Consider the following 25,168-nt stretch of genomic DNA (forward strand, 5'->3'; position numbering starts at 1 on the left):
TGTTTTTCCATCCCTAGTCCCCTGGATTTCCTCTACCACAACATGGTCATGGGGAGAGTAAGAACCGAAAACAGGAGAGCAGCCGCCCCCAGGGAGAGGGTCCACCAACCCAAGGTCTTACAATCCCTCTGAATAGTCAACACACCCATCAGAATGGCCAGGGGAGAAAAGAGTAAGGGCCAGACCCTAAAAAAGGAGAGTAGGGCAAAAACAAGCCCCGCGACCCCCAAAGCCACTCCAACATCCCTCAGGGATTTCTCCTGCTTGGCATCCCGCTGCTCATTCTTCCAAACCGTAGAAGGCATGGCTGTCAAATCCGACGCTGTTTCCACATCTTCCTTTGTTTGTGAATGATTTCCTGCGTATGCCTGGTCCTCGGGGCCAATGTTCTCATCAGGATTTTTCTCCCGATCCCTAGACCCATAATCCGGTGAATACCCAGATTTATTACTACCCGATCGTTTCCCCATACGTCCGATGCCTCCTCCGTAACACGAGCATAATCCTCTCCCCATAGGAAGCAAACGGCCACCGTCCCCATTACCTCAAGGAGTTACCTCAAGGGGAATACCATTTCCCACAAAAATCATCCACTGGACGGCGTTTTTGTACTCGACTGCTTCGACCTTCGTTGTCCCCTTTCCTGCAGGCGCGAATGCCCTGCTCGCTGGGGTGAAGGATTGGGTTGATTTGGGGTTGATGTTGCATTGCCCTTCTTCGAACTCGAAGAACCCTCAGAATGTCTACCTCCCATGACGATCTACACCCCCAACATGGCCACTACGTGCCACACTCCTAGTATGGGGAAGACACGGACAAAAAATGAGTCCACACCACCCCATTCAATAACTCAAAATATAGGCATAGTGCCACCACAAAAAGTAAAAATTTTAGTAAATATTTTATGTACATTCAATTTTCATATTATACATAATGCAAAAATCAATACAATGGATTTCTATCGCTAAGTGAACCTTTTATGAAAATACTACCCTAAATTTAACTTTAATTGGTTATGTTTTATCTTTTTACAAAAATTACACCAGTATACATCGTATTCATATGAAAATAACTACCATTGCCATTGTGAGAACAAGAGTCTCACCCTGCGCTCTTACGGTCCCCTGATCAAAACCCAAACTTTCTCAGGAGAACTAGTATTTTTTCCTGGATTCAGGTCCCCCACCGTGGAAACAAAATCAACACTTAGGAAGGGGGGCTCCCGACGAGGAATACAATTTCAAACCAAAATTTTCAATTCCCCCCAGACCAACCCCATGAAATTAGGGTTTCCGGTTGGCCACCATCCCCCAACCGAAAACCTACCTGCATCAACCCCCAAAAATCCCATGGAAGAACGTACCTATCCATCCAAACACGACCCGGATGGTAAGAATCAACCACGCGTTGGTGCTTTCGTGCCCGTTTGCCGCGACCTCTGTTGTCCCCTCTGTTGTGATTGTGGTCGCCCCTCTGGCCCTGCCTGCTGGGGTGAAGGATTGGGCTGTTGGTTTAGGGATGATAGTGCGTCGCCCTTCTTTGACTTTGGGGAACCCTCGGACTTCCTGCCTCCCATGACGATCTACACCCCCTACATGACTACTGCATGCCACATTCCTAGTATGGGGAAAACATGATCAAAAAATGAGTTCTTGTTACCGCATAAGCGGCCTGAACTATAGGGATCACCTTCCCCAGTTTGAAAATATTCCTAAGAGATATGGGCCATAGACCCCACGAATTTGAGCAAGGATAGAACATCCGAAACTATAGGAGAAGCAGGCCACCACAACCCCAGGACGCGCAAAGGTCTGATAGGTCAGCAAACGCTGCCTAGGCACGTATAGGATCTGTTCCCAACAGGTAAACAACACGACCCAAAATCCCAAAACTGGATATCATAAGCCAAACACCCGATTCTATTGCCAATTCACTGTGGAAGATCGTTTTTATCGATTACAAACAAAAGAATACGGATCACCATAAAGATGTCCCGATTGGGGAACACTTACAGGCGTAAGTGGGGAGGGGTTGTTCGCACCCCTCACTACAAAAGATCAGGACATCAGTTCCCTAGAAATCTCATCCAAAAATTCGAAATGGATCAATCCCCCTGTTGTTTAGAAACCACAGGAATCCAAAGTGACTCCGGGCACTGAAATATAAAAATACCCTAATACATAAAAAAATATAGGGAACGGTTGGGCGGAATCCCCAAACACCACCAACCTGCCCCAATCTGCCAAGGACGATCCTGGGATCGTTGATCTCCCACTCTTTCCCCAACAATGATGAGGGTAATCATCCATTAAATTAAAAAGCACATGAGCCAAAGACTACGGATAGAGGGGGAAAACGTCACCCTACAAATCCACATTTCCCCCTAACGTCGCAGGGATTGCTGGCGTAGCTGATCAAAATTTTCCTCCAAATCTTCCAAACGCTGTGTCACTTGATCAAGCTTTCCCAGGACTCGGGCCATCGAATCCCCGGACCGATGAGAGGAATGTTGCTGATCCATATCTGCTAACCCATTGGTTCCTCCCTCCACCCCTGCTTGGACCAATGGGCGCGGAAGCTCAACACTCGTACCGGCGGGGGCATTAGAAACGGATGGATCCGCACCCTTTTGTAACTTTTTCAATTCCCTTTTAAGTTGCACAATATCTTCCCTGTACTGCTCATTTTCATGCAGAACATCTTCATAATTCTTTATGACAAGATCCAAAAATTCATCGACCTCCGGCTTACTGTACCCACGCAAAACCTCCTTGAATTCCTTGTTGAAGATATCAATCGGAGCTAAACGTCCCATTGGCTTCCACACCCTCCTCTTCTACAGGCTAGACAACAGTCACCCCCACTAGTACCTCATCGAACCTGTACTGGTGATTTCTCTGTTCATAAAACTCAAACAGAACTACAAAATTCCACGCACAAAACACTACCCTATCGAAGGCAACCACAGGATCATCAATCGGACCCTCATCCATCAACAACACCAGGGTATGCGAGAGTGAATTCGTCTCCATAGGAATTCCATCAATGATATAAAATAAAATATAAATTATTTATAAATTACACATCTGCCGGATAAAAATATCCCATAGTGCACCCGCAATGTACTCGATAAAGACCACAACCTGCGGAAATCATCCCATGCCCTGCCTCACTAGAAACCGCATCCAGAAACAACAAGAAGGGAAACCACCGCCATCCCGCCCCTATAGAAAAGTACACAGGGACAGGCAACCTCTACCATCCTAAGGATAACATCATGAATTCCTTCTGTCATCCACTTTATTGCCTGTTTTTTACATAATGTACCCCCCATATCCATCCCCTTCCTTCATCCTACGCTCCCCCGCCCCCCCTCACGTACGAAGGAAACGAGCAGAATCATCAAACAACGGCCCATTATAAAAATTTGCTTGTCCCCTGTTCCATAGGCAGTGTAAAATTTGGAAGGAAAAATTTTTCTGACAGAGGTTTTCCAAAAAATGAGGTCCTCCACCAAGGGGGGAAATACTTGCTACGCAGCAAACCGGATTTTTGGCTCCTATTTCTCACCTTCCTTCTGCTCGGGTTTGGCATTGTAATGGTTTTCAGTGCCAGCTACCATACAGCCCTTACTAAAATATCTTCGCAGGATTCCTTGTATTTTGTTCGCAAACAAATCATCGCTGCCGGTTTGGGCATTATAGTTATGCTCATCTTTTCCAAAATTCCCTACCGTCTCTATAGTAAACACATCCGACTCATCCTTCTTGCCTGTGTCTCCCTACTGCTCGTTGTAGGACTCTTTGGTACCACTACGAACGGATCCAAACGCTGGCTGGCCGTGGGACCACTCACCTTTCAGCCCTCTGAACTGATCAAAATAGGCCTAATCATGTATACAGCTGCTATGATGGTACGCAAACAACCTGTAATGGATTCCTTCTGGCGAACTGTTGTTGCACCCCTATTCGTCATTGGCAGTATATGCACAGCCCTAATCCTCCAACCTCATTACAGTGCAGCAGCCATGACCATGGCTGCCTGTTTAACCATAATGTTTTGCGCCGGTCTACGTTGGAAACATGTAGCCCTTCTCGCCTCCTGCTTGATTCCCCTAGCTATAGCCCTGGCTATGCTAGAACCCTACCGTCTCGATCGAATCCTGAGCGCCTTAGACCCCTTATCGGACCCCCAAGGGAAGGGGTATCAAACGGTACAATCCTTATTGGCCATAGGTTCTGGTGGATGGACGGGCCTAGGAGCCGGAAATAGCATTCAGAAACTAGGCTACCTCCCAGAAGCACACAATGATTTCATTTTTTCCATTGTTGCAGAAGAATACGGTAATATTGGTGCTACACTTCTCCTAATAGCATTTGCCCTCCTCCTATTCCGGGGTATCCAAATTGCCCTACGTGCATCCGATCTCTTCGGCATGTTGTTAGCTATCGGTCTGGTTGCACTGCTAGCCATTGAAATTCTGTGTCATGTAGCTGTAGCCAATGGATTACTCCCGGTAACGGGAATTCCACTCCCCTTGATCAGCTACGGTGGAACTGTGTTCATTGTTAAATTGATGCAAATTGGTATTCTGCTGAATATTTCCCAACGGGGGGGAGGCACCCCCGCATCAAAAACCCGTTAGTTTGCTGTCTCTACTCATTCTTGATACAATGAGTAGTGCATGGTGGGTTTCGGGAGAGGAAACAGGGCAATCGCCGGTGAAGTACCGAAAGGTATCACGGGAGGAAAGTCCGAGCTCCATAGAGCAGGGTGCCGGCTAACGGCCGGTGGGGGCAACCCTAAGGCTAGTGCCACAGAAATGTAGACCGCCGAACGGGAAGGGGCAGCTGCCTTTTTTGCGTGGCAAGGATGCAACGGTGCGGTAAGAGCGCACCAGCAACGCGGAGACGCGTTGGCTAGGTAAACCCCACCTGGAGCAAGACCGGATAAGGGGCCCGTGTAGTAGTTCTATACCGCTACACAGCTGTAGCTCGCAGTGGTCCCGGGTTGGTCGCTGGAACGGCACAGCAATGTGTCGTCTAGACAGATGATTGCCACTCCAATGGGTGGGAGATGAGCGGGCGATCGTTACCACCACCCGGAGTACAGAACTCGGCTTACGGTTTCCTTTCCTTGGCACGCTCGTGCAAAATCCAACCATCCTGTTTCTGCGGCATGGGGGATGTACCCTGTCCAACGCACAGGATGGCTTATTTCGTATTGTGGGATTCCTATAGATACCATGGAGAATATAAAAAAAGACCCGGCCGTCCAATAGAGAAGTAATACTTTTTAATAAATAACTTTGGATGGAGAGGGAAAGATAATTTCATGGACATTGTAGGTTTAGTGAGAGAATTAGAACAATTCATAGAGACATCTTTCAGTGCCATCCCTGCGGGGTGGGTTTATTTCCTCACCTTTTGTTCTCTGTCACTCGGTATCCTTGCCCTACCGCTCCCTGATGAATTTATGATGCTCCTCCTTGGGTACCTAACCCTCACGGAGAAAATTGCCATCATTCCTATCTTCGCTTGTGCCTTCTTGGGTTCACTCACCGGAGTAAGCCTCGGTTTCCTCATAGGGAGACGCTATGGTTATCCTGTTCTAGTAAGACACGGACCCAAGTTCTTCATCACGCATCAGAGATTACGGCTAGCACGGATGAAGTTTCGTAAACACGGAAACTGGTTGCTCTTGATAGGATATTTCCTCCCCGGCATACGACATCTAACTGCCTATATGTCAGGGATTTCCGGTTCCAGCTATCGAAATTTTGCTGCATATGCCTACACAGGTGCCTTTTTATGGTGCACCACCTTCATTGGTCTTGGGCGCTATTTAGGGGGTAAGTTTATCATAATAGCCGAATACCTCCAGAATTACAGCATGTTCGTACTTTTACTATTGATACTCCTAATCGTGGCCTGGATTTCATGGCGATGGATCCTATCACCACAGAGACAAAAATGACATGAAAAAAAACAGTCCCATATCAAATTCAGGTCAAATTCAGGAAAAAACGCACCAAGGACGAATGCTCATGAAATCAAATGTCTTATCCAGTATCCTGTTGAGATGAGAGGAGAGTCCTAAAACAATGGAGGACGATCCATGGGAATCAGGATTCTACTCTCGGGGTTTGTTCCCTATAAAAGCATCGTTTTCCTGTAATGGAGGAAGTTTTTATAATATTTCTATACATCATAATTGATTTTATGCATTCAGAATCACAAGAACTTACGTGAGGGAATGGGGGTAATGCTTAGTAGCCATAATAGATGGAAGGGTGCCAGCTGATATGGGCTAGTAAGTCCTTCCAGCTCGTGTGGGGTAGGGCCCTAAACTGGGGGGTGCAGAAACAGATCCCTCCCGTCTGTTTGCGTCTATCGAATAGTATTACCCAAATTACTACTCCAAACTTTATTTATTGGTATTGTATAACCATCCAAAATCAAGGTGCTTCCTTAGTACAATCCTCAATGCGATGGAAAGTCGATGCTCGTTGGTGTATATCCTAGTTCATTCCAAGGTTTTTCTTCCTTGTTATGCAAAATAGTATCATCATAGTGCAAACGAAGATGAAAAATTTTTCAGTATTTTTTAAAAATTTACATTGTTGGATGAATACCCTTCCTCAGGAAATTCGCTGATGCGAGCGTTTATCCGAGGCCTTTCTTGTGTTGTTCTTCTTCTGAATATAACCTTATCACAGCATATAGTCGTTCTATACGAAAATAATAAACATAAATGCCGATTATGTTACATTGTTCTATATTCATCCGGACCCATGATACACCTCGGAATTGTGAAACAGTGCCCCTCTGATGAACGTTTTTTCATGGACTTCCCACATTCCCTTGTTTTGAGTCGATGAAAATCCTCCTTTCGCAATGGATTGGTAATGGGATCCGGTGTTTTAGCTGCTCGCTTATGATCATCCAACCAGTAACCCCATATACTGTATTGCTTACATAATTCGGAGATCCTGTACGGTCCATGAACACTATCGGCTACTAGGCTGTTGAGCCCCTTCACCCCAAGATTGGGTACCTAGGGGAAACCGTAAACTTAGACGCTTTAACCTTGCCTAAATTTGTGGGACCCCCAATACCAGAAATATTCCTCCGTCCGTTGTATGCCACCCTATAGCCATAAACGCAGCAGCACGACATCAGGAGGGTTATCGATACACGGATACCGCACTGCCCGACCCTCCCCCGTTCTTCGGGAGGTCGTACATCGTAGTAAAATCAATGTCTACAATGCAATAGGAGCCCGTCGGTTCTCGTCGGTTCTTTTCTTCTGCCCCTACCGCCCTTGTGATCTTCTCAAGACTTGTTTTGGAAGATTGGGTTTCTTTTCCCTTACCTGTTCTCCCCTCTTTTTTCCTCCTGATTTCTCATGAAGATAGGGAAAATTACTCATACGAAATTAATAGTATCTATGGAATTACAATATCTACATCGACTCCCTTTTTTTATAAATATAGCTTCTCAGATTACAACCAATAGGATCATCGTATCGATGGATTATGTATCATATATTTTATAACAATGCGCGTAACCATCCATTCTGGAATGCACGTAGCGATCCGCTCTGGGGCAAAGGGGATCTCAAAAGGAATTTTCTTTTCTATCCTCCACATGTTCCATAACTGAAAATTACTGCTTATGTAATTATTCCTATGTAATTTTATATGGGGAAAACCCCAAATTCACTTGCACCAACTATGGGACCGAGAGGGAACATTCTTCACATATAGATTCATATTCAATGCATACAGAAACAATCAATATAATAAATATATATTTATATATAATATTATAATATTTATTAAAATATCGTTAGCCACTACTGAATCCCCCAGGGCCTCCCCGCCCCGGGGGATCATGTTGATCAATTATAAATACAGACAAATATCAGGAAAGAGCTGTTCTAAAATGTTAAAAATTACAACACAACTTAATTAATAATGCAAATATTTAGTTTAATTAAGTAACTACTTATATTATATGACAATCACACCGGGAAGAAAATAAGTTCAACGCATAGGTACCCCTAATGTTCCAAGCACGATCTTCACAATCATAACTCAGCCTGCACCAAAACAGATCAACGGAGTAGAACTCAATGCTCAGACGGAGGGACCAAGGGGATCGTACATTGGATAGCGCGCCCTTCATCGCCGATGAACCAGCCCAATTTATCGCGCAAGGAAGCATAAAAACAGAATCCCGGTAACGATATCAGTCGAAACTTCCGGGTACGGGAACATCGCACTCGGACCCGATCACCTTTCTGTAGAGGCTTCCACAATTGCCCATCCAATGTAAGACCCACCTCCCCCTGACAACGCTCCACACCAACAACCAGAGTGGCTTCGGCGGGTACCACCAGGGGACGGGCCGATAACGTATGAGGGCAAACGGGGGCTAGCACCAACGACTGCACCTCGGGGGCCAAAATGGGCCCCCCACACGAGAGAGCATAACCTGTGGATCCCGTAGGTGTAGCCACAACCACACCATCCCCCGTGGTGTGAGCCAGCCAACTCCCATCCATCTCTAGCTGACAAACAATCGTCCTTCCCACACCACCACGCAACACACTCGCATCATTGAGCGCAATCCCCTCTTCCCAACCAACTACCTCAGAAGAGCCCGCATTACGTCGGGGCCAAACCACATGTAGTACCGGTCGTTCGCTGATACTGTAGGTACCTTTCTGCAAACCATCCACTACAACCTCGAGCTGTTCCGGACAGGCTGCAGCTAGAAAACCCAAATTACCCGCGTTGATACCCAGTACAGGGATATCTAGAGGAGCCAGCTGCCTCGCCGCCCCCAATAGAGTACCATCACCGCCCACCACCACTACGACATCAATCATACCCTGCCATTTCTCAAGCAGAGATTCAGGAGTAAGATCCTCCAACGATGCACACAAGACGGACAAATTACGCTCTTCCAATAACGTCCGCAAACGGATTACAATTCTCTGAATCTCATCCTTGTGGGCGCGATAAATAATCCCTACCCTTACATCCCGCACCTCTCCACACCTACCCCTCCGAATCCATTCCTGTACTTCACACAACCCGTTGCCATAGCGACCAGCACAGTAACAACACACAAAAGCCCACCGCAATATGGACACCCCGTAGAGATTGCTGCACTGGGCGAACGTTCCGCGGACCGCGCACACAAATCATCCGTACCCTACTAAACTCAGGCTCCACATATAAAATCCCTAGGGGTCCCCAGAGCAACTGGGGGGCAAAAAAGCGGTCCCGCAACGCGGAACCATGCAAACGAAACTTACGATGACCGGAAGCCACCATGACAATGTACCATCCATCCCCCCGTTTAGCTAAGTAATCAATCTGTACTGAACTCTCATATTCGGACCCATCTACGGTAATTCGTACCGGCCAACGCTCCCCGCCATGTACCACCTCGAATCCGTGTTCCCTCAACAACGTAGGAATTTCGCCCGTTGGGGGAGGACCAAGGGACCTCTCCTGTTTCTGCAACCAATATTTTTGGTAACGAAGAAACCATTTGCGAAAACGACACGCAATCCCATACCCCGCAGCCAACAGAAGTGTTACAAGAACAACGCCTTCCCCATTACCCGACTGCCCCATAACAACCGCCCACCTCCCGTTATCGGGAACTCATCGATGGGGAACTTCGCAATCCATAAAACCTACTCCTGCCCCTTACCAGGATCAGTAAAAAGAAGTCCAAATTCGACAATTACGTTGTCCTTTTCCCCCAATAGTCCCTTGGATTCTATGGCACCTGTCGTACCACCGCGTCGATTACCTCCCCCCAATCACGATATCGTGGGGATGCAGCCGCTCTCATATACCAAAAAAATTCCACATTCCCCTTCGCCCCCCGCAAAGGGGAGAGCATACAATCCAGCGGATCCCAACAGGCCGCGTGGGCCATCCGGACGGTCTTCTGCAATACCCGCCGATGAACAGAGGGATCCCGTACAACCCCTTGTTTACCTACCTCCGCATGCGCCGCCTCAAATTGTGGCTTGACCAACAACAACAGCCGTGCCCCCTCATCCACCAACGTACGAATATGAGAGAGCAAGGGCGCTGCAGCAATGAAGGATACATCCATTGTTACCACAGAAGGCAACCGACCCCCCAACTCCCCCCTTGTCATCCTTGCAATATGACAGCGCTCCCTTACCACTACGCGCGGATCACGACGTAATCGTTCCGCCAACTGTCCGTGTCCCACGTCCACTGCATAAACAAGGAAAACCCCCTGTTGCAACAAACAATCCGTAAAACCACCGGTGGACGCCCCCACATCCAGAGCCACTTCCCCGGCGAGAAGAGGTGACCAGCGCGCCAGGGCAGCAAAAAGCTTCTCCCCACCCCGACTGACATACCTCGCCCCCCGGGGAAGAATCGACCACCGAATATCCTCTGGCACCCTACGCCCTGGCTTATCCGCACAAACACCTTCTATCCAGACCTCCCCCTCCACAATAGCCCGTCGTGCCCGGGCACGACTCACAAATGAACCCTTACGGACCAGGAGCTGATCAAGCCTTACACGTCGCATTCTCGCAGATCCCCCCCATCCACGATGAAACTACCCTACACCCGTAATCTGGGAGGGAGAGGACTTCGCGGGGGTCGCGGGAGACCTACGAAGCAAAGCGAGGGCTGCCTTCACGAGTGCCACGGGGGTAAGCCCAGCCGCCTCCCGTTGCATTTGTATGCTACCATGTTCTATATAACGATCCGGAATCCCTATCAAACGAATGGGTAACCCGAGGATACCATGATGGGCAAAACATTCCAAAACAGCAGACCCCATTCCCCCTATAACAGCACCCTCCTCCACTGTAATGAGAGGAATGCCTTCCTCCGCTAACGACACCAAAAGATCCTCGTCCAATGGTTTGACAAAGCGGGCATTGATCACGCGAGCTGTAATCCCCTGCTCCTCCAATAACCGTGCCGCCCCCTGGGCTACGGAAATCATGGTGCCTAATGCGAAAAAGGCCACGTCCCTACCGGGCGTAACAACTTCCGCCTTACCCAAGGGTAATTGGACCCATTCCGAATCTAATGGTACACCCACACCCCGTGCCTTACTGTAACGTACCACCACGGGACCTCCCGAGTGGGAAAGGGCCGTGTGGAGCATGTGTTGAAATTCGTTTTCATCCTTTGGCATCATAAGGGTCAAACCCGGCTGGTTACGCAAAAAACCAATATCGTAAACACCCTGGTGGGTCTCGCCATCCTCCCCTACCAAACCAGCCCGATCCACAGCAATGAGAACGGGCAATTGCTGACGACAGATATCATGGATCACTTGATCATAAGCACGCTGTAAAAAAGTGGAATAAATAGCCACCACGGGACGGAACCCGTCTATGGCCAAACCCGCCGCAAAAGTAAGCGCATGCTGTTCAGCAATAGCCACATCGAAAGTTCGTTCCGGATATTTCTGTTGCATGGCCCCCAGACAGGACCCCGTTAGCATTGCTGGTGTGATCGCCACGAGACGGGGATCTCGCTCCGCTAAGCGAAGGATGGTTTGGCCAAACACCTCGGGATAGGTGGGTGGTTGTACGGATGAGTCCCTTGGCTCTTCCACTCGTTGTTCACCCATCCGTGCTTCCAACTTATACGCACCTACACCATGATAACGAACGGCATCCTCCTCGGCCGGTTTATACCCTTGGCCCTTAGTGGTAATGACATGCAACAACACCGGACCGGATATTTTCTTTGCCAAATGGAGCATGCCTAACAATTCAGATAGAACATGACCATCCACAGGTCCCAGATAGGTAAATCCAAGGGCCTCAAAGAACACCCCCGAAACGAGGGAATACTTAAGGCCATCCCGCAATTTCTCTAACCCCTTGATGATCGGGTGGCCAATCAAGGGGACATGATGTAGGACGTTTCCCACCCCCGTTTTCAGCTGATGATAACTGGGATGTGTACGCAAACGGGCCAGGTGCTTCTGTAGGGCCCCCACGTTGGGACTAATGGACATAGCATTGTCATTGAGCACAACGAGCAAATCAGCCGCCCGTTCACCAATATGATTCAGGGCCTCTAGAGCCATCCCCCCTGTCATAGCCCCATCCCCAATCACGGGGACAACATGGTGATTCTCTCCCCGCAAATCACGAACCGTTGCCATTCCCAGGGCTGCAGAGAGGGAGGTGCTCGCATGGCCAGTTTCCCAAACGTCATGGGGACTTTCACACCTCTTTGGGAAACCACATAATCCCCCTTGCTGCCGTAAACTGGGAAAAAGATTACGCCTACCTGTCAACAATTTGTGTACGTACGTCTGATGACCCACATCGAAAAGCAACCGATCCTTAGGACTGTCAAAAACATGATGCAATGCTAGGGTGAGCTCCACCACCCCCAAATTCGACGCCAAATGCCCCCCGGTAGCCGCCAGACTAGTCAATAGAAAGGATCGAATTTCCCCCGCCAATTGCGTAAGCTGATCAATAGAAAATTTCTTAAGATCATCCGGATCCTCAATCTTCGGAAGGAGTTCCACAACCTACACCTCATTCTTTTTTCCAACCACTGGACAGAATTTCCTACTCCACCTCAACAGACACCCCTATGGGGAGAGCAAAAAAACATAAGGGGATAGAACACACTAAGGGAAAAGCTCTAATGAACCAAGAATCCCCCACTCAGAGGAAATCCCAAACAAAACACCGAATACAACAAGCTATCCCCCTTACCCCACCCCCCCAATGTATAGAGCAACAACACAATCGTATTTCCCTCGATTTCCACGTATTCAAGGGAAAAATAGCAATCAATGGAAGCCAACCAATTTATAGACCAATTCTTTGGAAGAAGCCCCACATCCTCCATCCTAACAAGTAGGGAAACAAAAATCATCCGAAGTAAAGAGGAATTTAGAAATCCCCCATCCCAGAGAAAGGGTAACCTATTTCGGGGTGCTACTGTGGGAGGACGATCGGATCATTACCACCCAGAACACTGTTCCCAGAATTTGGTTCTCTCCCCCGACCATGAACAAAATTTAATAAATATATTATTTATATTTTCATAATAATAATTGTCTTCTTGTCAATATCCCATCGAAAAGTACATCAGCCATGATATTTCATACATAAATAATTTATTCATACTATTATGTATACAATTACAATAATTACACCCCGTCGATTGAAACCATGGTAAAAGTTATAAAAGAATCCATCCATCTTTGTTGCGTACTCTTCCTTGTACAATCTTACCTTGACTGATGATTGCATCCCCAATTGGGGGCCCCCTCCCGGGACCTTTTTTGTCCTCCCTGCGTCGTACGCGGATCTATCTCTGGATCTATCTTTCTATATCATTATTTCAATTGAATATATAGTGAGATATAAATTAACCCTAATCAACCTCCGATCCATTCATCCCATAACTTCGCAATGTACCTAGATAAATAAGGAAAAACATAATCTTTTGCAATGTTTTTGACTACCTCTGGAATTTCCTTTATCATTTCTATAATTGCAGAAAGTTTACTTGCAGGAAATTTATCATTCTTACTAGGGTTGGTATCGGTGCTAAAGTACTGAGAATTCTCTGAATCTAGCTTACCATTCTTGAAATGAATATTAGCATATAATTTACCTCCCAATAACCTATAATAGAGGATTTTACCCCCGTCTACTCCAGAGAAAGAAAGGATATATCGGGGATCCTTGTTTTTTAAAAATTCATCTGCTATAACTCTTTCTGCTTCTACCTCTTTGTCGGGGATACGGCCCGAATACGCATCCATGTCTAGCTTACCATTCTTGAACTTATAAACGGTTCTCCTTCCTTCACCTTCAGGTTGGGGGAAGGACCGGATGTATAGGGGATCCTTGTTTTTCAACAATTCATCGGCCCCTTTGTAGTAAGAGTAATACGAATCCTTTTGGTTTAGCTTACCATTCTTAAAATGAATGTAGGCATATGCTTTACCTCCTAATAGGCTATAAAAAAGGATTTTACCCCCGTCCACTTTATATATAGGGTATGAATTGATATACAGAGGATCCTTATTTTTCAACAATTCATCTGCTATAACCTTTTCTTCTCTGTCGAAGAAATCGGCAATCTTACCCCCTGTTGATTCATATGGTCTCTGTTTTGTTTCTGGTTCCCCCCCGAGTTCCTTAGGATCCACACCACCCTTTCTCGCCTTCATTTTTTCACTGAGCTGTTCCCAATTTTGGGATTTAGAGTTATAGTACCACGAACTCGTTAGGTCTAGCTCACCATGCTTGAAACGAACGTCAGCATAATTTCCATCTTTTAACACATAACGGAGGGTTTCATACCCATTATCTTCATAGAACCGAAGGTATTGGGGCTTCTCGTTTTCTAGCAATTTCTCCGCCTCATCCCTTTCCGCTCCCCTATGAGGGGTATCCATAGCCCCTGTTGGTTCGTATCGTTCCTGTTCGTTTTCTATCGTTGATTTTTCTCCGGTTCGATTCATTCCTGTGTTCCCAACAGAGGATAGTTCCCCGTCCTCCCCTTTACCATCATCCGTAGGATTGAGAGGACGGACCGCTACAACATAAGGGATTGCTGAAGGAAAGAATGAATATATACTTGTGAAAATTATAAAATATTTTAAATATTTTTTTATTCTGTTCATTCGAAACTATCCTCCTTAAAATTTTTTTGATGGAATAGTATATATAGAAGAATAAACAAAAGGGGGAAGGAAACCATAGGAATCCCTATCCGTAATGCTAAAACGGAGTACAAAAATATACCAATACAACCATACACCAATATAAAGTAAAAATCAACATTATAGAAAGGGAAATCATTGATGGCGGGAGGTTCGGGACAGCATCCCAATGGGTGTACACATTTTCTAAAGTGGATGTATCTCATTTCATAATGAACTTTTATCAAATTTTTAACAGGCCCCCTGCGCAGAGGACGAACATTGGGTGTTGAATAAGATCCATTCTGTTCATGGGAAGTACAAAAACAACAAAAAATCCGTAATGTTGACAACATTACAGACATGACGAAACCTCGTTTCATTACCATCAACACGGAACAAGGGAATGATTGCATGGACGATGCCCATACCATTGATTTTTAGCTAGCACTTTTCGGGGAAAAACCGTCTAAGGCGCCACGACAGTTTTTCCCCGGGAAACTCCCCGCCATACGGCAAGTTTCCCCACGGAACAGAGACCCTGTATTCTCCTCAGGAATCCCGCTGCTTATTTCCGGGGTAACCTATGTACCGTCCTTCCAGCATCGGACTGGGTATCTGATCATCCCGATATCCATTACACCCCTAAATCCTGCAGTGGTAGCATCCTATCCAGTCCCATTATTTTCTGAATTTACAATAAATTAGTGATAAAAGGATAACTGGGGCTTCCGTGCGCAAAGTGGGATAAGAAAAATCCCAGGGATCTTGGCCAAACTTCGGACCCGGAATATCCTTGGGCGGTTTTTTCCTAATTCTGGATTGCAAGGATGAATTAGGCGGGGTCCACTTTTCCCCATAATTAGTTTGTTTATTCAGTTTATTGTACACGAGCCCACGCCGAAGAGCATCTGTCTCTATTAATTTATAAAATAAATAGAAACAAAAGTATGTGATTTTTTATATTATTTATAAAAAATTATTGAATGCATTTTTATTTTATGTACTATATTAATATTATGAAACATTCCGGCAATTTACCCCCTGATCGTTTTCCAGGTGGCTATTGCGACATACGATAGCAAGGTTCTCATAGTTCCTCCAAATTCGAACCCCAAAACATTGGAGAAAATCAAGTTTGGTGGCACAGTTCTTTCCCCCTATAAGGATGTCGGGTCAAAAGGTCCCTAGTGGGGCCCACGCGGATTCGGGAGCCCCACTAAGAGACCTTCTTCTGACCCAACACCCAATAAGAGCCGTATAATGGGAGACTATTAAGTATGGTTCTGTGAGAGGGTTGGCTGAAATGCCAGCCCTACTCGACATATATAAAAAGATGACAGATGGTCTCTCAGTATGGCAATGCAATACCTATGTGGACTGTTTTTTTCGACAGCGGAACTCAACATATGGAACATACACTATTCTAAATATACTCTTATTTTATATGGTTTCATACTTATGACAATAAAGTATATGTATATTTTATGTATATAAATATTATTATGCAATATCCTTGTCAATAAGGTAAGTTTCGAGTAGTAGTACCTATGAACGTAAATGAGGGGGCGAACAATCCCCCCTCATTTATTGTTTTTGTTTAGTAATTTCCTTTCTCGATTTTTTCTTCGTTTTTATCGTATTCTATTTTAAATTTTTATTTTTCATCCTTGCCGATGGATTCTTGTAATTCCTTAAGCTTCGATGGATTTTTACGGATGTCTTCTATATCCCTCTTTAGATTTGAACGAAACTGCTCTTGGGTCAAATCTCCTTGATCCCCCTGATCTGTACGTCCGTATTTATCAGCAATTTTATTAAAATATTGATTTAATTCATCTACAAAATTCTTTGAATCCTCTTCAGATATCTCGTTTTGATTCTGTATCGCTTTTCTAAGTAGTTCTTTATATCTGACATCCACTTTTTTCCATGCTAACATAATTTCTTTTTCTTTTTCTGTTAATGTTATATTTTCTTGCCCCTCTTTACCATATTTTTTGCTATAACTTTTCTTTGCTTCCAATATTTCATCCTTTTCTTTCTCTGTTAGTGTTATATTTTTCTGATCCTCTATCGAATTGGCCATGACACCGTTTCCACCCATTAGGACCAATAAACTGGTGGAGGCGAATAGGATGCCTATTTTTACTGTTCTTACCATGACTATCAACACGCTCCCTCTTATTTTTGGGGGGTAGCCACCCCACTATCCCTTGACGGGGGGTTAACGTTCCCACTTACTGAATTATAGTTTTTTCATATGTATATGTCTATATAATGTGTATTTAAATTTCCTTACATTATCCTTACACTAGTTGGGTCTCCGCTGTTCATAGCGGGTGGATAATCAGCGTCTTTTGAGTGTGAAATTATTGCATGGATCAGGCAGGCAGTATTGTTGTACAAAACCCCCCGGGCTCCCATTGTACAGGGGAAACAAACCCGGGACCGATTCATGAACTAGGTCCTATCCTGGGGTATATGCGTCCCATCGCGTGGTAGATGTAGGATTGGTGTGTGCGTAGCTGCCGTAGCCACAAGAACCGGCCCCCTACGCACAAAAGGATCCGGGATTAGTTCATTCTCATGCCGTGCTGTGTAGAAGGCGAGGACGAAAATACCCCGTAATTTAGCAGGGGTCCTAATTACCTAGGGGATATACTGGATTGCATCCCAAATTTGGTGTCACCCCCAAAGAGGTGATTTTAGGTTCCTTATCCTTGCCCGCGAATTGCTCCCCTGGGGGTATTTGTCGAGTAGGGCTGGCATCTCAGCCAACCCTCTCACAGAACCATACGTAATACTCTCGCATTATGCGGCTTTTATTGCCCCATCTTTGCTTCTAATACGTGCCAGTGGGCGAACAGGTCCCCGTACTTTCCTCGTATATACGGCTCTTGGCCAAACTTCGGACCTGAAATATCCTTAGGTGGTTTTTTCCTAATTCTGGATTGTAAGGATGAGTTAGGTGGGGCCCCAGGTTTCCCGAATCCTCACAGGAACACCTGATTCCCGGGAATGGACGGTTGACAATGGACTCTAGGATATAACTCATTTTATCTGATTTTGTGGTTCCCAATTTCTCTATTTTCACGATTTTCACTTCGTCCGAAAAAGGGGGGACCCCGGGAAATTTAGTTCTGTTTTCATATCAACAACCCCTTATTACCTGATAGGGGGTGAGTTGCCTATCCCCACTCCCGAGACTGAACCCCCAGGTCCGATATGCGGCCAAGATCCAATCCCAGTAGAAAAAGGGTGAGTGGGTTCAAGAAGGGAAAGGATGGAAAGATCCATCGGTGCCCTAGCGGCAAGATCCCTGACCCATCCACATACCAACCCGGGGAAAATGACAACAAGGGTAGGCGGGTGGCCCACCTCCATGAGGGAACCTGCAGAGTATGTAAATTTGCCGGGCAATGTGCTGCCAAACCTCTGAGGAGAGGGGGGGGTCCTGCACACCACGCCTATACCATTGTTTTCCCAAAATGCGAGTTGGCTTTTCTGCCGTCAAACAGACCAAAAACGGGGGATGAACCTGCCACATTCTCAAACATGGTCTTTTTCTTCCCCATGATTACGAAGAATACTAAGAAATTTTCGTACAACCCACGGATGAACCGTGGGATCATTCAGATCAAGTAAATACAGAAAAAACAAAAACAAAACTACAACCATCCAATATTCATCCAAATAAGGAACCAGCCAAAGTCCCCCCTGCATAACAGCTGTCGATACGATCGTGATCCCTAAACTAATATACCACTGTTGAGGATGCCAGAAATGAGAATGGGGTAAGTCCTTGCCCACACAACGAATGAGTAACATTCCCGTGCAACACGTTAAGGAAAACGACAGCAAAGCCCATTTCCCATCGGGACAGAACAGGATACTGATCATCAGAAGGACAAGAACAACGATCCAAATCCAGATAAGAAGGCGCTGTCTTGGCCCCCTCTCGAGGAAGTTCCATTCATTATTGCACTGTATCAGGCGGTTATGGAGGAGGGTATATCCTTGAATACCCTCTTGAACTTCTTCAGTAGTACGTGAAAAAGGCAACAACCAACCGCTAAGTAAAAATGATGTGGTATATCCAAAAAACAGCAAAAGAGGTCCAGTAGGATAAACTTCCTTTATATTGAATTCTTTAATATTAAATGCAAAAAAATAATGGAGTAATAAAAAAAGACAAAACAATGAAAAATCCTAAAGAAATTCCCCCGAACAACAATCTTTTTTTCCAGAGGGGATAAGAGGCTCTAACCATGATTACACTTTTTTTAAAATAAATAGATAATAAATTTGAAATAGATAAATACAACGCTATGATGATCATAACAAACAAAAGCTCCGTCCTCCTGCGCGCAGAGAGAGGGATAGCAACAGCAAACCATAAAATGACGGCCAGGGCTACTAGAAATCGTGGTATCAGCAGAAATTTACAAATAGATATTTTATTTCGCATACGATGAAATACACACTCCATCACATTGTTATGTATTTCTCCATCATTATGAAGGTCGGAGGGGAGTCAGAACAGACCACGCCAGAACGAACAAGTACCGTCGAGTAGACCCGTCATTTCAGCCGAGTCCCTCACGTCGAGTAGGGCTGGCATCCCGGCCAACCCTCTCATAAAATCACACGTAATACTCTCGCATTATGTGGCTCTTATGGTCCCATAGGATCTTGCCTATTTAGAACCCCCAGTCCGGCGTCTTGTTCTTCGTACCTTCCTCTGCTGTGTTCTATCCGAGTTTCGATCCGATGTTGCCTGATCCAACTTACGATCATCTCCTTATTCCAGATTGTGCATCGGCTGGTTCAGACTGGACCATTCAATCCCTTCGCTCCACCCTCATTACAAGGGTTTCTTCGCTACATATGAGTAACCCAACTCTGTTCACGGAGGCCTTGGTATACCTTTAACCCTTTACACCTGGCTAAGGCCAGAGGTGTCCGCGCGACAATCTCCCGTGGTTCCCTATGAGGGCATAAATCAGGTTCATTCCATCCAGAATGAGTCAGCCCCTTTGCTCTACTTCCATTATAGAAGATTCCACACTACTATGAGCTGATCCTACTTCGTGCACAAAACCGCGATTAGCCTTCGGTCTTTCCATCTGGCAACAGACAGACGCCGTACGACGATCTCTCAAGTTCCGATTAAGAGCCTAAATCGGGTTCATCCCGCCTATACACCGCATGCCACCGAGGCAGAAGATAGGTCATCCCCCACGGTTTATCCCGACGTTAGCACCCCACCTCGGTTTTGACATGGACTACGGTTTTAGATGCGTCTTCGGACGGTTCGCTCATCTCCTCAACACTTACCTGACGGGGGTCCATGCCACACCTTTTCCCTAGTCGCTCACGGACCCCCATATGCCCCTACCATAGGCCGCGCTAAGGCAGTTTGAACCTACCTACCTATCCATCCCGGTTCCGGAAAGACCTACCCCCATCTTTTCTACATCTAGATTGGCGCATGACTCTCCTTACTCTATTTTTTTAGTATGAATCATAAAAAATAGGCCATCCTAGGTCCTTCTGATTCCTCAACCATTAAAGTCCAGAGAGACCCCTTACTACGATCCTACGATTTCCAGAAATAAGAAACCCCAGGAAACAAACTGGGGGAAAATTACAGTAAAAAAAACAATAGGATCACAAATGTCCTCCAAACTACATTACTGCTAGGAACCTACCAGGGCGGGAAAAGCACGTAGGAACTCCACATCCACCCTATCACCCACCGTCTCTAGAACCTCGTAAGCCTCTGTACATAAATTGAAAATACGATCATCACAATCATCCTCCGTAAAGGGATGATTACCGTCCATCAGATCATCATGAACCTGAAAAGCGGACCCAAAGGAAATCCCAAAACGCGTCAATGCATGGACAACAGGAGGGGGAGCATCCGCCGCACGGGCACCCAATCGGGCACTCAGTGCAAACAGGGAACCTGTCTTAAGAGCATAAACCTCATCCCATTCTTCATCAGATTGAGGGGACCACAACTCCTTCACTTGCCCCGCTACCATGCCCTGCGCGCCCGCGTACCGAACCATATCCCCCACAGCCAATAAACCACGATCTGCCGGCCAATTTGCCTTCTCTGTGCCCTTCACTAACAAAGCCCACGCTTCTGTCAACAATGCATCACCAACCAGAATCGCCATCCCCTCACCGAACGCGCAATGTGTGGTAGGCAAACCCCTCCGCATCAAATCATTATCCATTGCAGGTAGATCATCGTGCACAAGGGAATACGCATGCAACATCTCAACAGCACAGGCCCACGGCATAGCATCCTCCACACGACCATGACAAGCCTTAGCAGACAATAATAGCAGCAGGGGGCGAAGCCTCTTGCCTCCACCAAGCAAGGCATACCGCATCGCCTGAAGCAAAAAACGTGGCACCTCTCCCTGCATGCCATCTAGCGTATTCTTCAGGGCTTGTTCAATATCGACGATCAGCTGCCCCCAAGCCGTAGGCAATTTCCCCAGCCCCATCTAACCATCCCCCGCAAAGGGACGCTTAACCCATTGACCATTTTGATCCACGAGCTGCTCTACCTGTTGCTGGGCCCGCGTTAATTTTTCATTACAGAAACGAACTAGCCGCACACCCTCCTCAAAACTACACAGGGCCTCTTCTAACGGTAACGTATCCTGCTCGAGGGCATTAGCTAGATACTCCAAACGGGTTATCGCCTCTTCAAACGACATACCCATTTCCTCCCCCTCTATCAGGGCCGACTCATTTTCAGTTGACACGGACTCATTTTTGGTTGCCATCAACGAAGACCCCCCCCTGTGCCTCTATTTCCTTCACTTTTGCCACCACACTGCTTCTAGCCCAACGGATACGGATCAACGCATCGGGTTGCAACCCTCCTGCATCCATCTGAATCTGCCCAGGTTTCTCCACCTGCTCCACCCAAGCATACCCCCGCTCCAGCGGGCGATGGGGGTGGCATGCAAGCAAACGAACCTGTGCTTGTTGTAAACGCCGCTGCAGGCCATCCAAACAACGCACCATCCGCTGTCTCAAACACAATCCTCTCCTCGCAACCTCGGAAAGAAGGGGCTGTGGACGCTGCACCATCTGGCGTGTCATCCGCCAACAAACGGACCCTACACGATACTCCATCCTCCGCAGATGCGTAGGAAAACTATTTTGCCAACGAACCAACAACCCTTGCCAACGTCCCCTCACGCCGACAAACCGCCGTTCAGGCCGCAGAAAAACAGAAGATGCCAGTAGGGTCTGCAACCGCTGTCCTGCAACGCGCTGGCGGGAGCGGACCGCCTTCCGCAAGCGATCCTCACAGGCCCCAATCCGTTGCAGGCAAACCTGTTGATCAGGAACCACCAATGCAGCCGCTGCTGTCGGTGTAACAGCGTGTGCATCCGCCACCGCATCGCTCAAGGTGGTATCCGTCGCATGACCAATAGCGGCCACCACTGGCCGCGAGGACTTTACAATCGCACGAACCACTTGCTCCTGATTGAATACAACCAGATCCTCCACGGAACCCCCGCCACGGCCCACAATCAGTACCTCTACCTCAGGATGACCACCCATCACCTCCAATCCCTGTACCACGCTCTCCAATGCATGATCACCTTGTACATTCACGGGGAACAGGAGAACCCTAGCCATAGGCCAACGCTTATCCAAGGTTGTAAGAATGTCCTGAATTACAGCACCCGTTGGCGAAGTTACCACACCCACACAACGGGGACAGGTGGGCAGAGACTGGCGGGGGCGTGTAAAAAGACCCTCCGCCTCCAGACGAGCTTGCAAACGCTGCAAAGCCGTATGTAGATCCCCTATTCCACACTTTCGAATGGAATGAACAACGAATTGGACCCGACCCACTTTCTCATAAAAACCCATGTGCCCGTAAGCTTGCACACGCTCGCCCTCAGCAAGGGGGAATTTCAACCAGCGTGCGTAACGCATAAAAAAGACAGCCGCAATCTGCGCCGTACAATCCTTGAGTGTAAAGTACTTATGCCCAGCTACCCTGGAATGAGACAAATTGGATAACTCACCCTCCAACCAAATCCCCTGCAAACGCTCCTCACGAGCCACACAATAGGAAAGCTGTGCCACGGCCTCCGTCACCGACAAAACCGGGAAATCCTGGCCCCCCCTCTGCAGGACCCTCTCCTTCATATCCTTACTCTTTTCCGTCTCCATCCCCTCCTAACAACCACTAGGGTACTGTGCGTCCACTGCCAATAGGGTATTGGACAACAACATAGCTACTGTCATGGGACCCACCCCCCCGGGTACAGGTGTAATCGCCGCCGCTAGGGAAGATACCGCAGCAAAATCAACATCACCGCACAATGTGCCTGTAGGGGTGCGGTGGATACCCACATCAACCACGACCGCGCCCGGCTTGACATGCGCACCCGTAATAAGATGAGGAACCCCTGCTGCCACCACAAGGATATCAGCTTGTCCTGTGTGGGAAGACAAATCTACTGTACGGGAATGGCACACGGTAACCGTCGCATGTTGTTGCATTAGCAACCAAGCCATGGGTTGCCCCACTAAGGTACTACGACCTACCACCACCGCGTGTTTACCCTCCAATTCGGATCCCGTACGAAGTAGAAGTTCTATGATCCCGCGCGGTGTGCAGGGAACCAACCTGGGTCTACCCATGGCCAACCGACCCAGGTTGGTAGGCGTCAAACCATCCACGTCCTTCTCCACCATAATCTCTGCCTGTATCTCAACAGGGTCAAGAGAGGGGGGGAGGGGTAATTGAACGATGATTCCGTGTATATCGGCATCCGCATTACACTGATGAATGAGTTCCATCAATTGCACACGCCCTGTAGTATCCGGAAGAGCGTGTCGCTGAAACCGAATACCCACTTGCTGACAAGCACGCTTTTTTGCACCAATATAAACACGCGAGGCGGGATCCTCCCCTACCTCAATTACTGCTAGGCAAGGTATAATACCCCTACGCTTCCAAATCGCTACTTGCTCCACCATTTCATGCCGTAGGGTGGCAACCACTTTCCGACCATCCAATATAGTTGCGAAAATACTCATCCCCTATGGTTAGAATGTTGTTCCGCTATCCTTGCTCGAATCGTAGGAGACAATCCCACTGTCTCCCCCTCCGAGGAAACCAAAAAATTACCGAGTACACCATTGATAAAGGAAGGGGAATCATTGTCCCCAAAATCCTTGGCTAAATCTACAGCCTCGTTGATCACCACTCGAGGGGGTGTACTCGATTCATAAATCAGTTCGTAGACGGCCAACCGCAGAATGGACCGATCTACCAAAGATAGACGTTCCAACGCCCAACCTTTTTTCAAAAAGGGTCTCAAGAGCTGATCAATAAAATCCTCGCGTTCCTTCACCCCTGCAAACAACCGTTGGGAAAAAAACTCACCCTCTGTGGGCGAGGAATCCCCCCCCTCATCATTCTCCTCCTCCAGGGGTATTTCCCAGCCCGCCTTGCTACCAAATTCAGCCTGGTACAATGCCTGCAATGAATGCTCCCTCGCCTGACGTCGATTCATTACCATTCCCCCTACAATACATCAACGCCGCCGAAACCGTCGTCCTAGCGCTTCCTGCCATCATTTACCTCTTCCTGTTCCATCGAAGAAAAAAACCAATCAATCCACAAGAACCTACCAACAATGCAAACCAGAGAGTACGCTCCGCACCCACGATGAGATAAACTATACCCAATACTAACCCTATTCCCAACCCTAGGATCACACCACCATAACGTGCCCATAACCATTCCAAGGTCCTTCGCTCCAACATCATCCGTCACCCCGTTCGATCAACACGCATGGAACCACGTTCAACAACCGCGGTTTTGACAACGTCTACGCCAATTCGTGCCACATCTACCCCCGCAATTTGCTCGATGCGCTCTTTGACTACACGTTGTAGCTCCCCTGTCAGTTCAGGCAAACTACGTTCACCATCCACCGTTACCCACAAATTTACACACAGTGCAAGCTCATCGCCCCTCACGGGTAGGAAAACATAGGCCGTTACGTTGTGAACACCACGTACACGTCGTGCGGCTCGCAGGGTAAGGCTTTCAATGACTGTCAAGGAAATTTGCACATTACCCATTTCGGTCGAACGCTGCACACAAAGGCCACCACGCCTACCCGAAAAATGGAAGGTCCAATAGCAGAGGGCCGCCACAAAGGCTGCCACACCAAGGCACGCCAAGGCCGCAACCGTTTGTGTATGGAACCTTGCATCCCCCAGCCATTGAAGCAAAAAATCCCAACGTGCCGCTAACAACCAGGCAGAGAAAAACCAAGGAATGGCCAGTAAAACAAACACCATACCCCACACAAACCCCATCAATCGCTGCCTTACAACCCTAACGTGCTCCATTTGTCCAATCCCCTTTGCTGCCCTTCCCA

The 25,168-nt window shown here is 47.2% G+C and carries 24 protein-coding genes and 1 other RNA gene; 3 read left to right on the forward strand and 22 right to left on the reverse strand.

Annotated elements, in window-relative coordinates; translation table 11 throughout:
- Positions 1-32 precede the first annotated feature (32 nt).
- The 6 genes from PPRES148_RS03265 to PPRES148_RS10810 form a co-directional block, all read right to left on the reverse strand.
- The gene (locus PPRES148_RS03265; RefSeq protein WP_149453211.1) at positions 33-470 is read right to left on the reverse strand and encodes a hypothetical protein; all 438 of its coding nucleotides are present in this window, start codon (positions 468-470) and stop codon (positions 33-35) included.
- Positions 471-586: 116 nt separating this feature from the next.
- Positions 587-754, reverse strand: coding sequence for a hypothetical protein (locus PPRES148_RS10805; RefSeq protein WP_187820502.1), 168 nt, complete (start codon positions 752-754; stop codon positions 587-589).
- Between the two features lie 642 nt (positions 755-1,396).
- The gene (locus PPRES148_RS03270; protein WP_149453212.1) at positions 1,397-1,576 is read right to left on the reverse strand and encodes a hypothetical protein; all 180 of its coding nucleotides are present in this window, start codon (positions 1,574-1,576) and stop codon (positions 1,397-1,399) included.
- 807 nt (positions 1,577-2,383) lie between these two features.
- Entirely contained in the window at positions 2,384-2,815 is a 432-nt protein-coding gene (locus PPRES148_RS03275; RefSeq protein ID WP_149453213.1) for a DivIVA domain-containing protein, read from the reverse strand.
- 28 nt (positions 2,816-2,843) lie between these two features.
- Entirely contained in the window at positions 2,844-3,032 is a 189-nt protein-coding gene (locus PPRES148_RS03280) for a hypothetical protein (protein ID WP_149453214.1), read from the reverse strand.
- 140 nt (positions 3,033-3,172) lie between these two features.
- Positions 3,173-3,340, reverse strand: coding sequence for a hypothetical protein (locus PPRES148_RS10810; protein ID WP_187820503.1), 168 nt, complete (start codon positions 3,338-3,340; stop codon positions 3,173-3,175).
- Positions 3,341-3,529: 189 nt separating this feature from the next.
- Here PPRES148_RS10810 and ftsW point away from each other — a divergent pair, with 189 nt between their 5' ends.
- From ftsW to PPRES148_RS03295, 3 genes are all read left to right on the forward strand, one after another.
- Complete coding sequence (gene ftsW, locus PPRES148_RS03285; protein WP_187820504.1) at positions 3,530-4,645, forward strand: putative lipid II flippase FtsW; 1,116 nt, start codon at positions 3,530-3,532, stop codon at positions 4,643-4,645.
- Positions 4,646-4,699: 54 nt separating this feature from the next.
- An RNA gene (gene rnpB / locus PPRES148_RS03290) (RNase P RNA component class A) lies at positions 4,700-5,138 on the forward strand.
- Between the two features lie 196 nt (positions 5,139-5,334).
- Positions 5,335-5,976 (forward strand): DedA family protein, encoded by a 642-nt coding sequence (locus tag PPRES148_RS03295; RefSeq protein ID WP_149453216.1) that lies wholly within the window; start codon positions 5,335-5,337, stop codon positions 5,974-5,976.
- A gap of 2,157 nt (positions 5,977-8,133) precedes the next feature.
- Here the strand turns inward: PPRES148_RS03295 and PPRES148_RS03305 are convergent.
- From PPRES148_RS03305 to amaP, 16 genes are all read right to left on the reverse strand, one after another.
- The gene (locus tag PPRES148_RS03305; RefSeq protein WP_187820506.1) at positions 8,134-9,153 is read right to left on the reverse strand and encodes an NAD(+)/NADH kinase; all 1,020 of its coding nucleotides are present in this window, start codon (positions 9,151-9,153) and stop codon (positions 8,134-8,136) included.
- Positions 9,095-9,652 (reverse strand): hypothetical protein, encoded by a 558-nt coding sequence (locus PPRES148_RS03310; protein ID WP_149453219.1) that lies wholly within the window; start codon positions 9,650-9,652, stop codon positions 9,095-9,097. The genes PPRES148_RS03305 and PPRES148_RS03310 overlap by 59 nt, the downstream gene beginning before the upstream one ends.
- A gap of 148 nt (positions 9,653-9,800) precedes the next feature.
- Positions 9,801-10,598: a TlyA family RNA methyltransferase gene (locus PPRES148_RS03315; protein WP_149453220.1), complete on the reverse strand. Its 798-nt coding sequence runs from the start codon at positions 10,596-10,598 to the stop codon at positions 9,801-9,803.
- A gap of 30 nt (positions 10,599-10,628) precedes the next feature.
- Positions 10,629-12,578: a 1-deoxy-D-xylulose-5-phosphate synthase gene (dxs, locus tag PPRES148_RS03320; RefSeq protein ID WP_149453221.1), complete on the reverse strand. Its 1,950-nt coding sequence runs from the start codon at positions 12,576-12,578 to the stop codon at positions 10,629-10,631.
- Positions 12,579-12,697: 119 nt separating this feature from the next.
- Positions 12,698-12,898, reverse strand: a complete 201-nt coding sequence (locus PPRES148_RS03325; protein ID WP_149453222.1) for a hypothetical protein — start codon at positions 12,896-12,898, stop codon at positions 12,698-12,700.
- A 544-nt stretch (positions 12,899-13,442) separates the two neighbouring features.
- Positions 13,443-14,426: a hypothetical protein gene (locus PPRES148_RS03330; RefSeq protein ID WP_149453223.1), complete on the reverse strand. Its 984-nt coding sequence runs from the start codon at positions 14,424-14,426 to the stop codon at positions 13,443-13,445.
- Between the two features lie 1,948 nt (positions 14,427-16,374).
- Positions 16,375-16,881, reverse strand: a complete 507-nt coding sequence (locus tag PPRES148_RS03335; protein ID WP_149453224.1) for a hypothetical protein — start codon at positions 16,879-16,881, stop codon at positions 16,375-16,377.
- A 1,388-nt stretch (positions 16,882-18,269) separates the two neighbouring features.
- Positions 18,270-18,782: a hypothetical protein gene (locus tag PPRES148_RS03340; RefSeq protein ID WP_149453225.1), complete on the reverse strand. Its 513-nt coding sequence runs from the start codon at positions 18,780-18,782 to the stop codon at positions 18,270-18,272.
- A 965-nt stretch (positions 18,783-19,747) separates the two neighbouring features.
- Positions 19,748-19,882, reverse strand: coding sequence for a hypothetical protein (locus PPRES148_RS12795; RefSeq protein WP_281289899.1), 135 nt, complete (start codon positions 19,880-19,882; stop codon positions 19,748-19,750).
- 537 nt (positions 19,883-20,419) lie between these two features.
- Positions 20,420-21,244: a polyprenyl synthetase family protein gene (locus PPRES148_RS03345; RefSeq protein WP_149453226.1), complete on the reverse strand. Its 825-nt coding sequence runs from the start codon at positions 21,242-21,244 to the stop codon at positions 20,420-20,422.
- Complete coding sequence (gene xseB / locus PPRES148_RS03350) at positions 21,245-21,529, reverse strand: exodeoxyribonuclease VII small subunit (RefSeq protein WP_246142886.1); 285 nt, start codon at positions 21,527-21,529, stop codon at positions 21,245-21,247.
- A complete protein-coding gene (xseA, locus tag PPRES148_RS03355; protein ID WP_149453227.1) occupies positions 21,513-22,940 on the reverse strand; it encodes an exodeoxyribonuclease VII large subunit in 1,428 nt (475 codons plus the stop codon). Before xseA ends, xseB begins: the two co-directional genes overlap by 17 nt.
- A 6-nt stretch (positions 22,941-22,946) precedes the next feature.
- Positions 22,947-23,813, reverse strand: coding sequence for a bifunctional methylenetetrahydrofolate dehydrogenase/methenyltetrahydrofolate cyclohydrolase FolD (gene folD, locus PPRES148_RS03360; protein ID WP_187820510.1), 867 nt, complete (start codon positions 23,811-23,813; stop codon positions 22,947-22,949).
- Complete coding sequence (gene nusB, locus PPRES148_RS03365; protein ID WP_149453228.1) at positions 23,810-24,292, reverse strand: transcription antitermination factor NusB; 483 nt, start codon at positions 24,290-24,292, stop codon at positions 23,810-23,812. Before nusB ends, folD begins: the two co-directional genes overlap by 4 nt.
- A gap of 64 nt (positions 24,293-24,356) precedes the next feature.
- Positions 24,357-24,548 carry a hypothetical protein gene (locus tag PPRES148_RS03370; protein ID WP_149453229.1) on the reverse strand — a complete coding sequence of 64 codons (192 nt, stop codon included), beginning with the start codon at positions 24,546-24,548 and terminating at the stop codon, positions 24,357-24,359.
- A 3-nt stretch (positions 24,549-24,551) separates the two neighbouring features.
- The gene (amaP, locus tag PPRES148_RS03375) at positions 24,552-25,139 is read right to left on the reverse strand and encodes an alkaline shock response membrane anchor protein AmaP (RefSeq protein ID WP_149453230.1); all 588 of its coding nucleotides are present in this window, start codon (positions 25,137-25,139) and stop codon (positions 24,552-24,554) included.
- Positions 25,140-25,168 lie beyond the last annotated feature (29 nt).

The organism is Pasteuria penetrans (genome assembly GCF_900538055.1).
GTDB classification, from domain to species: Bacteria; Bacillota; Bacilli; order Thermoactinomycetales; family Thermoactinomycetaceae; genus Pasteuria; species Pasteuria penetrans.